Here is a 12,518-nt window from a genome sequence, read left to right as displayed (position 1 = left end):
ATAAGGGATGATAAAATGAGCGATAAATTAATCAAAATTGCATATCTTTACGAAGACTTGATGAACACCTACGGTGATTCCGGCGATGTTAAAATTCTTCGTTTTTTGCTTAAGCGTGAAGGCTATGACACACAAGTTGATAACATTTCACTTGGTGACGACTTCAACGCTTTTGACTACGACTTCGTATTCTTCGGTGGTGGCCAAGACTTCGAACAAACTGTGGTTGCTAAAGATTTGCCAAGACACAAAGAAACGCTTGAAAAATACATCAATAGTGACAAGCCAATGCTCTGCATCTGTGGTGGTTACCAATTAATGGGGGACTACTACAAGACAAATTCTGGTGTAACGATTCCTGGTTTGGGCATTTTGCCATTGCATACTGTCTTCAAGTCAGACAAGAGAATGATCGGTGATACTCGTTACATGACCGAATGGGGTGAAGTTAAGGCTTTTGAAAACCACTCAGGTCAAACTTACTTCGACAACAAAGACAAGTTGCATCCCCTCGGCGACATGATCGAAGGCTACGGCAACAACCCACAAGACCACGTTGAAGGCCTGCGCTACCGTAACTTCATCGGTTCATACTCACATGGCCCACTACTTAAAAATACTAATGTTGCTAATGCCATCATGAAAATGATTATCGCTTGGCATCAAGAACGTGTTAGTGAAGCCAAAAAAGTCACAGAATAAAAAATGACCCAGTCAGAATTTCTGACTGGGCTTTTTCATTATCAAATTAATTTAAAACACGTTTAGCAGCTGAGGGATAAAAGTAGGCACTGATAGCCTGCTTTCTCACCCCTTGACTAGGAGTTGCAGCATGCACATATTGTCCATTACCAACATAAATACCAACGTGGTAAGGAGCTGAAGCTGAACCCCAGAATAATAAGTCACCTTTTTTAAGATGGCTTAACGAAACCTTTTTACCCTTAGTAACTTGACCATAAGTAGTTCTTGGTAATGTCTTTTTAGCGGCTTTTTTATAAACGTATTGAGCTAAGCCAGAGCAGTCAAAGGCTGAAGGGCCAGTAGCGCCGTAAACGTAACGCTTACCTACTTGCTTTTTAGCAAGACCAGCAACTGCTTCACGTTTTTCTGTAGTGCTTTGCTCTGCTGCGTGCACAGTTTGTGTTTGGTTAGGAACATTAATAAATGAAATTCCTGTAAAGAATACTGATAAAACTGCGGCAAACTTAACTAAATTACGTCTAAAACTCAATTGACATTTCTCCTTAATTACTTTTTATCTTTCGACGCTTTATATATTACCTGAGAAATATTACAACTATGTTTTAAAAGTAATACTATCTAATTAAGCAAAACTACAGAAAATGTCTCATTTTGTAATTTTGACAAGAAAACGCCTATCTCTTTTTGCTCAACTTGAAAAATTTTTCACTTTTCTATATGCTATTAACATTGATTACAGGAGTTGAACAAACAATATGGAGAAAATAGACAGTTATGCACGACATTTTTTAATACTTATCGCCTTAATTCTGGGGCTTTCTTTGGTCTCAGAATTCCGTGATTTAGCGAACTATGCCCCATCAATGATCGACCTAGTCTGCCTATCTATCGCAACCGCCTGCACCTTTGCTTCAGGAATCACCTTACAATTCAAGAAGCTGAATCTAGTAACTATCATCCTAGCAGGCATCTTAATCTCGGTTTCCGTCTTCTTTTGGATTGAGTTTTCATCTCTTGCCTTAATCATCGTAATTTTTATTATTTACGGTATTATTACATTACTTGTCTGTTTAACTAATTTAATTTATTTCAAAAAAAGAGAGGTCGATTAAAACCTCTCTTTTTTATTCATGTACTTTATGTTTCTTTGGCTGTTTTGGTGTTAAGTTCAAAGCCATAGCTGCTAGCACAACCAGAATTGAACCTACCCAGTCCATTGGCATCATAACTAAACCAAAACAGAGAACTGAGCCTACCGTTGCGGAGAACGGTTCAAATGCATCAAGCAAGCTGGCTGTGGATGGAATAACGTAACGCAAGGCGTTAGCCATAATCTGAAATGGGATAATCGTTCCAATGATAATTACGGCACTGGTATATAACCAAACAGCTGGCTTATTAGGAATAGCTTGGAATTGCGGATGGATAATCACCAAACTGATTCCTGCAAACAGCATCCCCCAGCCAGTCACCACCATGCTGGATACTCTTTTAACAATATTAACTGGAATCAGAGTATATGTTGCTTCACCTACTGCTGAAAGCAGACCCCAGAATAATGCGACCGGCGTAATGGCCAAATGATCAAATTGTCCGTGCGTTGACAGCAAAAAGACACCGATGAAAGCCGCAATCGCAGCCAAGATATCCAACCTACGCATGACTTGCTTATGAGTAAAAGCCAAATATCCTAATACGAAAAATGGGCCGATGAATTGTAAGATAGTAGCGATCGAAGCGTTAGCTACCTGAATACACATGAAATAAAATAATTGCACGGGCAATAATCCGAAGATTCCGTAAGCGAAAATTACTAACGCATCATGCTTATTCTTTAATGTAGCAAGTGGCTTTTGCTTTAAGGCTCCTGCCAAAAGCAGAAGTACGATTCCTGAAATAATCAACCGAATTTGGGTCAACCACATCGGCGTTATTTTATCACTAATATTGAATAAACCTTTAGCAAAAAGACCGGAGATTCCCCACATGACAGCGGCTAAGGCTGCCAGAAAAGTCCACAGTCTACGTGTTTTTGGATCAATCATTATTCAATTTTCCCTTTTTCTTTCTTGGAGAAATATTCAAAGCCATTGCAGCTACAACAACTAAGATTGAGCCAATCCAATCCATTGGCGTCATTACTAAGCCAAAGCAGATAACTGAACCAACCGTTGCAGAGAATGGTTCAAACGCATCAAGCAAACTTGCCGTAGAAGCTTTGATGAATCTAAGTGAATTAGTCATTAGCTGGAATGGAATCAGAGTACCAATTACAATTACGGTAGCCACATCAAGCCAAACGTGTGGCGTATTAGGAATATGTGGCATCTGTGGGTGAACAATCATCAAGCAGATTCCTGCAGATAAAAGGCCCCAACCTGTAACGACTAAGCTTGAAACGCGTTTTAAAACACCGATCGGAATCAAGGTATTAGTTGCTACACCAACGGCTGAGAGCAAGCCCCAGAATAAAACGCTTGGCGTAATGGCAAAGTGATTAAAACGACCGTGTGTCGCAAGCAAAACAACCCCAATAAAGGCACAGATCGCTGCAATCACATCAATCCGGCGCATTACTTGTTTATGCGTAAAGGCTAAATATGCCATTACGAAAAATGGACCGATGAACTGTAAAATTGTGGCAATTGAAGCGTTAGCTTGTTGCACAACGATAAAGTAAAATAATTGCACGGGTAATAAACCAAAAATACCGTAAGCAATAATTACCCAAGCATCATGTTTATTCTTCATCGTGGCGATTGGCTTTTGCTTTAAAAATCCAGCTACGATCAACAAGATAATACCAGATGTGACCATTCTGATTTGTGAAAGCCACATTGGCGTGATGGACGGACTCGTATTAAATAAGCTCTTGGCAAATAAACCGGAGATTCCCCACATAACACAGGCTAGGGCAGCAAAAAATGCCCAAAGACGACGTTGTTTTTGTGTAACCATTCTTCTTAACCCTCAACTATACTAAACTAGCAACCTATATCATAACAAAAACGGACTAGCTTGAACTAGTCCGTTAATTTTTTATTCATTTTAAATTTTTACAGTTTAGCTTGTAAGGAAAGCACGATTGCACTAACACTACCAATAATTCCTATAATGACAGGAACCAACATCTCATGCTGGATAGGTAAAACTGCGAGTAAAAATACTATTGCTAAAATCGCAGAAACACGCATCGTCTTTTTATTTGCAACAATAATAGCAATAAAGACTATTGCTAGCAAGATTACACAAGCAAAATCGCCGTAAAGTGACGCATTCTCAAGCGCCGTCGCGTGTTGGATTTTTAATGGTGCATTCAAAATATCGTCCCAGAGTTTACGTCCAAATGCAATATCTGCTGCTACATTTACCCAGAAAGTAACTATTTCGAAAAATCTGATAAAGAATAAACGATTAAGACGAATGCTAGTAATCGTTTCCCATAATGTATCACGCTTTTTAAAGCTGACAGCTGAATCACCTTTATCGAAGATCCAACCGACTAATAAATAAATGAAAATTGCTATCCCTTGAAATACTACTAAATGCATGAAAACAGAAAAGTTAAAAACTAGTGTCAACATCAGAATTACTACATAAACGAATTCTGAGATCAACAATATTCTCTTCCATTTACGACTATGTAACCAATGATTAAGCTCTTGCTTGTTCATGTGGTCGTCCATTTGCCCATTCATATTCTCACCCTTTTTTAATCATTTGTCTAATTTAACTAGAATTATATTCCTTCTTTTCGATTTGTCCATCATTTTTTCTAAAAAATAAAAAGGCGTAAAATCCCTATATTTTCGCCTTTTATACGTGTTATTTTCAACTATATATACATTTTTAATGACTTAATTTAATTATTTAAATCCAGATATATACATCTGATAGCTCGATACTTATTCTCATTTTGTTCTAATTGTGTTTCTTAAACAAATACATAGCTATATTTTCTAAAAAATTTCTTCATCTTCATTATCTAAATTGAAGAAAATTACATTAGGTGCTGGTGTAGTCTTTCCAGTTCTTTTATCATACTTGCCGCCAAAATATTCATAACGAAATTTCCCTTTACCAAATGGATCTTCACGGCAGAAAAATACCACATATGAAGCCTTGAATTCATTTTCAGGGCATCCCCCTAGTCCGCCAAAGATAATTTCTTCTTGATAGCCATTGGCAATTTCCAAAATATTTTCACCCTCACGTTGTGAACCCACTTGGATAATCAAGCCATATTTATTACGCTGCTTATCTCGTGCGATTGCGTGAACTACTGCTCGTTCTCCCAGAGCATTTCTATTCATATCATCAAGTGACTGCACCTCTGCTATATCGAGTTCTGGAAATACTCGCTGTACCGCAGATAATAAATGCTCATTGTATTTCTTCAAAATTCCAGCAGTTAAGTGGTCAACCATCTCTGCTGATAATTCATCATTTAACATATCAAAACCTCATTCCAAAAAAAGTAGTAGAGTTTTTACTCTCTACTATTTATTACGCAAAAAAGGTGCGAAATTTTTTCGGAATTTGTTTTTTAGTCTTCTTTTCTAAAAAATGGACTCAACACTGAAACTAGCAATCCATAAATAAAGTACCAACGATAAATATTAGCTAAATCTTGATTTTGCACCCAAAGAATTAGAGCAATTACTGTTAAAACTGCTCCCAAGAAAATAGTTGAGCCTAAATTTTTATCTGTAAAGAAACTAGCTCCAGCACCTAATGAAATTAATGCAATCAAACTATAGATTACGACAATAACTGGACCCTTAGTTTGAACATCTACGTCAAGTAAAGTGGCATCAGTGAATAACTGCCAAACAAGAAAACCCGCTAGGGCAATACCAGCAAGCAATACGATTAATCTAACAACAAATGAACCAAATTTTTTCATGATATTTTCCCTCTAACATGTTCCCATTGTACCAAAAAAGCGCTTGGAATTTCTCCAAACGCTTCTTTATTAGGTATTTTATCAATTAGTCCAAACCACACTTCTTGAAGATATCATCAACATGACGTAAGTGATAGTGATAATCAAAGGCATCATCAACGTCTTCTTTAGAAAGGTAGTTCATAATTTCGCTATTTTCAACTAGAGGTTTAAATTGTTTTTGCTCGTTCCATGACTTAGCAGTCAACTTTTGAACCATATCATAGGCCTTTTCACGAGAAAGTCCTGCTTCGTCAATCAACTTAAGAAGCACACGTTGTGAGTAAATCAAACCGTAGGTACGATCCATGTTCTTGAGCATAGTTTCTGGGAAGACATCCAAGTTGCTCAAAATACGGTTGAAGCGGTGCAACATGTAGTCGATACCGATTGTGGTATCAGGCAAAATTACACGTTCAGCACTTGAGTGAGAAATATCACGTTCGTGCCAAAGGGCAACGTCTTCGTAAGCTGTAACGACATGACCACGCAATACCCGGGCCATACCACAAAGATTTTCTGAGCCAATAGGATTACGCTTGTGAGGCATTGCGGAAGAACCCTTTTGACCTGCACGGAAGTGTTCTTCAACTTCATGAATTTCACTTCTTTGAAGTCCACGAATTTCAGTAGCCCAGTTTTCAATACTGGTTGCAATCAAAGCAAGCATTGCGATGTATTCTGCGTGCAAATCACGTGGCAATACTTGGCTGGTGATTGGTTGTTGCGTTAAACCGAGTTGCTTCATAACACTGGTTTCGATCTCAGGTGGAACGTTAGCAAAAGTACCAACAGCACCAGAAATTTTACCTGATTCTACCCCTTTGGCTGCGTGTTCAAAACGTTCAATATCACGGTTAATTTCGGCATACCAACGAGCAAGCTTCAAACCAAAAGTAGTAGGTTCAGCTTGCACACCGTGGGTACGACCCATTTCAACAGTGTACTTGTACTTTCTAGCCTTTTCCGCAATGGTTTCCTTTAATTCATGCAAATCTTTTCTAATGATTTCATCGGCTTGCTTAAGCAAAAGTCCTTGTGCAGTATCTACTACATCAGTAGAAGTAAGGCCGAAGTGAACCCACTTCTTTTCAGGACCAAGGCTTTCAGAAACCGTACGGGTGAAGGCTACAACGTCGTGATGAGTAACTTGTTCAAGTTCTGCCACACGTTCTGCAGTAAATGATGCATTCTTAGCAATCTTTTCTGCATCTTCTTTTGGTACTTCGCCTTGTTCAGCCCAAGCTCTAGTAGCAGCAATTTCTACTTCAAGCCAAGCTGCGTATTTATTTTCATCAGTCCAGATTTTGCCCATTTCGGGTCGAGTATAACGATTAATCATAAATTACATTTCCCATGGATTCTTCAATACGATAGTTTGTTCACGGTCAGGACCAACTGAAACAGTAACAAGTGGTACACCGACCAATTCTGAAACACGATTCAAGAACTTCTTAGCATTTTCTGGAAGAGCATCCCAAGTCTTAACTTGAGTAATATCTTCATCCCATGCTGGAAGTTCTTCATAAACAGGTTTACAACGGTAAAGTTCCTTCAAACTTGCTGGGTAGTAATCAATCTTCTTACCATCAAGTTCGTAAGCAGTAGCAATCTTAATCTTGTCAAAGCCTGAGAAGATATCAAGCAAGTTCAAGCTTAAGCCGTTAATGCCTGACACACGCTTAGCGTGACGAAGGGCAACGGAGTCGAACCAACCAACACGACGTGGACGACCGGTAACAGTACCGTATTCATGAGCAGTGTCACGAATTCTGTCACCAACTTCATCAAGAAGTTCAGTTGGGAATGGACCTTCACCAACACGAGTGGTGTAAGCCTTGCAGACACCGATTACAGTGTTCAAACGGTTAGCACCCATACCAATACCTGAGCAGATACCGCCTGAGATAGTGTTTGATGAAGTTACGTATGGGTAAGTACCTTCGTCAATATCAAGCATAGTACCTTGTGCACCTTCAAAGAGGACCTTTTCGCCGTTATCAAGTGCATCGTTAACTAAAACTGAAGTATCAGTAACGTATTTCTTCATCTTTTGGCCGTATTCATAGTACTTGTCAAAGATGTCTTCAAACTTAAGAGCTGGCTTACCATAAACCTTAGTAAATAATTCGTTCTTAAGTTTCAAGTTAAGGCGTAATTTTTCTTCAAAAGTATCTTTTTCAAGTAAATCACAAACGCGAATACCGATTCTTGAAGCCTTGTCCATGTAAGTTGGTCCAATACCATTCTTAGTAGTACCAATTTTGTTAGCACCCTTAGCTTCTTCTTGGTATTCATCTTGCTTAATGTCGTAAGGCATGATGATGTTAGCACGGTTAGAAATTCTTAACTTGCTGGTGTCGATTCCGTTCTTTTCCAAGTTATCAAGTTCACCAAACATAACTTCTGGGTTGATAACTACACCGTTACCAATTACTGCACCCTTAGATGCGGCAAAAATACCGGAAGGAATCAAACGCATCTTGAACTCTTTGCCATCAATATCAATTGTGTGGCCTGCGTTGTTACCACCATTTGAGCGAACTGCCATTGCGGCTTCTTTACTCAAAAAGTCAGTAATCTTTCCTTTCCCTTCATCGCCCCATTGACTACCTACGACTGCAACTGCTGTCATTTGAAATTCACCTCATAAAAAATTTCTATAAATATTACGTAAGCTAGTCTAGCAATTTGTAAATTATTAGTCAATGCGAAATCCGAATTATTTTATTTTTATTTTCTTTCATAGTTCGATTTCTATATTGACAAATTAAATTTTATCCCATATAGTAGTTTTCGTTTGGTAAAGCACTACATAAGGAGCAAATCAAATTGAGTAATTATTTTAGTATGGAAGCCTTTGATTATGATGATATCCAACTTATTCCTAATAAAGGAATCATCAAAAGCCGTCGTGACGCGGATACTAGCGTAAGGTTCGGAAGCCGAACATTTAAAATACCGGTTGTACCAGCTAATATGGAAAGCGTCATTAATGATGACTTGGCCGTTTGGTTAGCAGAAAACGGTTATTACTATGTAATGCACCGTTTTGAACCAGAGAAGAGAATTCCTTTTATCAAGATGATGCACGAAAAGGGCCTCTTTGCTTCTATTTCAGTCGGTATTAAAGATAGTGAATATGATTTTATCGACGAATTGGTTAAGCAAAACCTTAAGCCTGAATACATCTCAATCGATGTAGCCCATGGTCATTCAGTTTATGTAATTAAGATGATCAAGTACATTAAGGAAAAATTGCCTGATTCATTTTTGACTGCTGGTAACATTGCTACACCAGAAGCCGTACGTGAACTTGAAAATGCCGGCGCTGATGCCACTAAAGTTGGTGTTGGTCCTGGTCGTGCCTGCATCACCAAACTCAAGACAGGATTTGGTACAGGTGGATGGCAACTGGCCGCACTTCGTATGTGTAGTAAGGTGGCTTCAAAACCATTAATCGCAGACGGTGGTATTCGTCATAACGGTGATATTGCGAAGTCCGTTCGCTTTGGAGCAACTATGGTGATGATCGGTTCACTTTTTGCTGGTCACGAGGAATCTCCCGGCAATGTTATCAAAATTAATGGCAAAACTTATAAGCAATATTGGGGCTCAGCCTCTGCAGTACAAAAAGGTGCCTACAAGAATGTAGAGGGTAAACAAATGCTTGTGCCCTATCGCGGATCAATTAAAGATACTTTGCGTGAAATGAAAGAAGATCTACAATCATCAATTTCATATGCGGGCGGACGCGATTTGAACTCCATCAAACTCGTTGATTACGTCATCGTCAAAGACAATATCTTCGATGGGGATAGATAATTAGACATTTTTAGTACAAAATATTTGCATTTTGATTATTTTTTGTTAATTATTTTGTAATAAGATAGTTTTATTATCATTTTTTCGATAGAATAGTATAGGTCTAGTTACTGGAGGGTAGACAGTAACTAGGCTTTTTTTCTTGCAAAAAAATATTGGACATCGTTTATATTTATGTTATACTAATTGAGTTGATAGACGCGCCCTTAGCGCAACTGGATAGAGTGTCTGACTACGAATCAGAAGGTTGAAGGTTCAAATCCTTCAGGGCGCACTTAAAAACGGGAAATGGCTCAGTTTGGTAGAGCACCTGGTTTGGGACCAGGGGGTCGCAGGTTCGAATCCTGTTTTCCCGATAATATCTACTTTTTGAGATGGATCTTTGATTCATCTCTTTTTTTGTACAAAAAAGAAGTATTTCCTAAGAAATACTTCTTCACTAAATACTATTTGCATTCGCTTTTCTGAAAATGACCCGCATATCAGCACCAATATAATCAAGCAATGGCAAATCATAGTCTTTTACTTGTGCCAGCACATTAACCTTTTCATTTCGCGGCAAATCACACTTAGTTACTTCAATTTCACTCTTATATCGCTGATATAAATCATTATCAACTGTTACGCTGCCTTTAGGCCGAGCATAAATATTGTCTTGTGGCTCTGTCGACAATAATTGCTTTTCTCTACTTTCCTTTAGCCGTACTACATCTCTTGCCACATCAGGACGATTATGCCAGTCATTTTCAAATAATTCTGGAATTTCAGTATCCAAATGCAATGTAATAGCTTTTTCTTTTTGGTAATTGGTAATCGATTCAATTGTATCCTTAGTCAATTGCGGATCACCTACAAAAATATCATCACAATCTAGTTTTTGTAATTCTAAAATTGCTGCAAGTGGATTTTCATTTCTTTGTTTTTCAAGTGTAGGCAAGCCCGCAAAGATCGGTCCACGCAACTTACCATTTCCCGAAATAAAGGCTGACGTTTTCAAATTATATTTATGGAGCCATTTATTCTTTTCTTGCATCCAATGTGCATCAAGTCCCGTTTCAGGACGCGGATAAAAATTATGCCCCGCTGTCAAATTATCAAAGTTAGCATTGCTATATTTCAAATTATCAATATCATCTTGCGTAATCGTGCTGGCATTCAGAACGATGGGCATTTCCTTAGATAATTTGGCAATGGTTTCCATACTAAAGCCATCATCCATCCGCAAGCCTGTTAAATTTAAGCTTTTAATTTGATCTATGCCATTAATATTTAGCTTATGCAAAACTTCTTCTGATACATCTGCCACAATTTTTAAGTCTAATTTTTGGCACCAATTAACTAAATTAGCTAGTCGCTTTAATACAATATCATTTTCTGTATCAGGAACTTCCAGTTGGGTGAATACGCACATAAAACCACTATTGCGCATCATCAATAAATAATTATAATTCTCGGCTGTTAAATCATGTCCGAGATAAACAGAAAAACCTAACATTTTAATCCTCTAAAGTAATATTATTTTCTTTTATGTCTATAAGTAAACCGATTTCTAAATTATCATATCACATTTTTGGCTTGCTTTTTTTAGGGAAATACTGTTAAATATATATATCAAATAAATTAAAAAGCTATGAAAAAGACGAGTAAATAATCTATTTCTCTCCAGTGAATTAGTGTTAGTGCGAAACTAATAGACCCTGGATTATTGAAAAACACTTTTAGCAGCTCACCGAAATAACAATTCTTAAAGTAGGTTGAGACGTCTCCGGCACGTTACCACACCGGTGGAGCATGATGGTGCTTCATTAAGAGGTCTATATAATTAGACAATGTGGGTGGTACCGCGGAAAAAAGCCTTTCGTCCCTAGATTACAGGGAGCGAAGGGCTTTTTCTTTACTCTCAAATATTTTCGAGAAAGAGGATTTATTATGACACTTATTTTACCTAAAGATTACCGTCCAACATTGACAGTTCGTGATACTGAAGCAGCAATTGTTTTTATCCGTGAAACTTTCCAAGATAAGCTCGCTTCTATTCTCGGTGTACAAAGAATGTCTGCCCCAATGTTTGTTGAACAAAAGACTGGTTTAAACGACAACTTAAACGGGGTTGAACGTCCTGTTGCTTTTGATATGAAGGCAATGCCTAAGGACGACACCATTGAAGTAGTCCACTCTCTTGCTAAGTGGAAGCGACTCGCCCTTAAGAAGTATGGTTTTGGGATGCACGAAGGTCTTTACACTAACATGAACGCCATTCGCCGCGATGAAGATTTAGACAACTTCCACTCCATTTACGTTGACCAATGGGACTGGGAAAAAGTTATCCGCAAGGAAGAACGTAACACCGATACTTTGGAAATCACTGTTACCAAAATTTTTAGAGCTATTAAGGAAACTGAAAAATTAGTATCTGCGCGCTACCCTGGTTCTACTTATCGCTTGGCTGATCACGTTTCATTCATTACTACCCAAGAGCTTGAAGACCGCTGGCCTGAGCTTTCACCAGATGAACGTGAAAACATGATTGCCAAGGAAGAAAAGGCCGTCTTTATCATGAAGATTGGTGACAAGTTGAAGCGTAGCGGTAAGCCTCATGATGGTCGTGCACCTGACTACGATGACTGGCAATTAAACGGTGATTTGATTTTCTGGTATGAACCTCTTCAAAGTAAGATTGAAATTTCATCAATGGGTATCCGCGTCAGCGAAGAAAGCTTGAAGGAACAACTGAAGAAGGCACATTGTGAAGAACGTGCTAAGTTGCCATTCCACCAAATGCTTTTGCAAGGCGCATTGCCATACTCAATCGGTGGTGGTATCGGTCAATCACGTCTATGCATGCTTTTACTTGGTAAGGCTCATATCGGTGAAGTTCAAGCAAGTATTTGGCCAGAAGACATGGTTAAAAAGTGTGAAGAAGATCAGATTGAATTATTGTAAAATTTTTCTACTACACAAAGTGTCTGGGAAAAAACTAAATCCTAGGCCATGAAAAAAGAACGATGAAATTCTTCGCGAAAATCATCGTTCTTTTTCTATA

13 protein-coding genes, 2 tRNA genes and 1 other annotated feature are annotated in these 12,518 nt (G+C 38.3%); of the genes, 6 read left to right on the top strand and 9 right to left on the bottom strand.

Features of this window, described 5'->3' with window-relative positions; all coding sequences use genetic code 11:
- Positions 1-15: 15 nt before the first annotated feature.
- Positions 16-702 carry a type 1 glutamine amidotransferase gene (locus JEM49_RS04605; RefSeq protein WP_087176611.1) on the top strand — a complete coding sequence of 229 codons (687 nt, stop codon included), beginning with the start codon at positions 16-18 and terminating at the stop codon, positions 700-702.
- A 46-nt stretch (positions 703-748) separates the two neighbouring features.
- Here JEM49_RS04605 and JEM49_RS04600 read toward each other — a convergent pair whose 3' ends face one another.
- Positions 749-1,234 (bottom strand): C40 family peptidase, encoded by a 486-nt coding sequence (locus JEM49_RS04600; protein ID WP_087176594.1) that lies wholly within the window; start codon positions 1,232-1,234, stop codon positions 749-751.
- 226 nt (positions 1,235-1,460) lie between these two features.
- Here JEM49_RS04600 and JEM49_RS04595 point away from each other — a divergent pair, with 226 nt between their 5' ends.
- Complete coding sequence (locus JEM49_RS04595) at positions 1,461-1,817, top strand: ABC transporter substrate-binding protein (protein WP_201873872.1); 357 nt, start codon at positions 1,461-1,463, stop codon at positions 1,815-1,817.
- A gap of 12 nt (positions 1,818-1,829) precedes the next feature.
- Here the strand turns inward: JEM49_RS04595 and JEM49_RS04590 are convergent, their stop codons facing one another.
- The 7 genes from JEM49_RS04590 to JEM49_RS04560 all read right to left on the bottom strand — a co-directional run bounded on the left by JEM49_RS04590 (position 1,830) and on the right by JEM49_RS04560 (position 8,285).
- On the bottom strand, positions 1,830-2,750 hold the full coding sequence (locus JEM49_RS04590) for an EamA family transporter (RefSeq protein WP_201873870.1): 921 nt from the start codon (positions 2,748-2,750) through the stop codon (positions 1,830-1,832).
- Positions 2,743-3,663, bottom strand: coding sequence for a DMT family transporter (locus JEM49_RS04585; RefSeq protein WP_201873868.1), 921 nt, complete (start codon positions 3,661-3,663; stop codon positions 2,743-2,745). Before JEM49_RS04585 ends, JEM49_RS04590 begins: the two co-directional genes overlap by 8 nt.
- A 98-nt stretch (positions 3,664-3,761) precedes the next feature.
- Positions 3,762-4,403 (bottom strand): hypothetical protein, encoded by a 642-nt coding sequence (locus tag JEM49_RS04580; protein ID WP_098037091.1) that lies wholly within the window; start codon positions 4,401-4,403, stop codon positions 3,762-3,764.
- 261 nt (positions 4,404-4,664) lie between these two features.
- Positions 4,665-5,159, bottom strand: a complete 495-nt coding sequence (locus JEM49_RS04575) for a hypothetical protein (protein ID WP_201873866.1) — start codon at positions 5,157-5,159, stop codon at positions 4,665-4,667.
- A gap of 92 nt (positions 5,160-5,251) precedes the next feature.
- Positions 5,252-5,611: a hypothetical protein gene (locus JEM49_RS04570; protein WP_013438734.1), complete on the bottom strand. Its 360-nt coding sequence runs from the start codon at positions 5,609-5,611 to the stop codon at positions 5,252-5,254.
- Between the two features lie 85 nt (positions 5,612-5,696).
- A complete protein-coding gene (purB, locus tag JEM49_RS04565) occupies positions 5,697-6,992 on the bottom strand; it encodes an adenylosuccinate lyase (RefSeq protein WP_087176900.1) in 1,296 nt (431 codons plus the stop codon).
- A gap of 3 nt (positions 6,993-6,995) precedes the next feature.
- On the bottom strand, positions 6,996-8,285 hold the full coding sequence (locus JEM49_RS04560; protein WP_087176899.1) for an adenylosuccinate synthase: 1,290 nt from the start codon (positions 8,283-8,285) through the stop codon (positions 6,996-6,998).
- Positions 8,286-8,482: 197 nt separating this feature from the next.
- On the opposite strand from JEM49_RS04560, the gene JEM49_RS04555 reads away from it, so the two are divergent.
- The 3 genes from JEM49_RS04555 to JEM49_RS04545 all read left to right on the top strand — a co-directional run bounded on the left by JEM49_RS04555 (position 8,483) and on the right by JEM49_RS04545 (position 9,831).
- On the top strand, positions 8,483-9,475 hold the full coding sequence (locus JEM49_RS04555) for a GMP reductase (protein WP_201873864.1): 993 nt from the start codon (positions 8,483-8,485) through the stop codon (positions 9,473-9,475).
- A 200-nt stretch (positions 9,476-9,675) separates the two neighbouring features.
- Positions 9,676-9,749 (top strand) — tRNA-Arg (locus tag JEM49_RS04550).
- Between the two features lie 8 nt (positions 9,750-9,757).
- A tRNA-Pro gene (locus JEM49_RS04545) sits at positions 9,758-9,831 on the top strand.
- 83 nt (positions 9,832-9,914) lie between these two features.
- Here JEM49_RS04545 and JEM49_RS04540 read toward each other — a convergent pair.
- Complete coding sequence (locus JEM49_RS04540) at positions 9,915-10,970, bottom strand: DUF871 domain-containing protein (RefSeq protein ID WP_191451122.1); 1,056 nt, start codon at positions 10,968-10,970, stop codon at positions 9,915-9,917.
- Between the two features lie 126 nt (positions 10,971-11,096).
- Positions 11,097-11,344: a binding site (T-box leader), on the top strand.
- A 60-nt stretch (positions 11,345-11,404) separates the two neighbouring features.
- Here JEM49_RS04540 and asnA point away from each other — a divergent pair.
- A complete protein-coding gene (gene asnA / locus JEM49_RS04535; protein WP_201873861.1) occupies positions 11,405-12,418 on the top strand; it encodes an aspartate--ammonia ligase in 1,014 nt (337 codons plus the stop codon).
- The last annotated feature ends 100 nt before the right edge of the window (positions 12,419-12,518 follow it).

This window comes from Lactobacillus sp. A27, assembly GCF_016742815.1.
GTDB classification, from domain to species: Bacteria; Bacillota; Bacilli; order Lactobacillales; family Lactobacillaceae; genus Lactobacillus; species Lactobacillus gallinarum.
This window is presented reverse-complemented; position numbering and strand designations above follow the sequence as displayed.

Excerpts from the sequence above, each read along its gene's own strand:
- JEM49_RS04605 (WP_087176611.1), top strand. The coding sequence starts at position 16 with ATGAGCGATAAATTAATCAAAATTGCATATCTTTACGAAGACTTGATG.
- JEM49_RS04595 (WP_201873872.1), top strand. The coding sequence starts at position 1,461 with ATGGAGAAAATAGACAGTTATGCACGACATTTTTTAATACTTATCGCC.
- JEM49_RS04590 (WP_201873870.1), bottom strand. The coding sequence starts at position 2,750 with ATGATTGATCCAAAAACACGTAGACTGTGGACTTTTCTGGCAGCCTTA.
- JEM49_RS04585 (WP_201873868.1), bottom strand. The coding sequence starts at position 3,663 with ATGGTTACACAAAAACAACGTCGTCTTTGGGCATTTTTTGCTGCCCTA.
- JEM49_RS04580 (WP_098037091.1), bottom strand. The coding sequence starts at position 4,403 with ATGAATGGGCAAATGGACGACCACATGAACAAGCAAGAGCTTAATCAT.
- JEM49_RS04575 (WP_201873866.1), bottom strand. The coding sequence starts at position 5,159 with ATGTTAAATGATGAATTATCAGCAGAGATGGTTGACCACTTAACTGCT.
- JEM49_RS04570 (WP_013438734.1), bottom strand. The coding sequence starts at position 5,611 with ATGAAAAAATTTGGTTCATTTGTTGTTAGATTAATCGTATTGCTTGCT.
- purB (WP_087176900.1), bottom strand. The coding sequence starts at position 6,992 with ATGATTAATCGTTATACTCGACCCGAAATGGGCAAAATCTGGACTGAT.
- JEM49_RS04560 (WP_087176899.1), bottom strand. The coding sequence starts at position 8,285 with ATGACAGCAGTTGCAGTCGTAGGTAGTCAATGGGGCGATGAAGGGAAA.
- JEM49_RS04540 (WP_191451122.1), bottom strand. The coding sequence starts at position 10,970 with ATGTTAGGTTTTTCTGTTTATCTCGGACATGATTTAACAGCCGAGAAT.
- asnA (WP_201873861.1), top strand. The coding sequence starts at position 11,405 with ATGACACTTATTTTACCTAAAGATTACCGTCCAACATTGACAGTTCGT.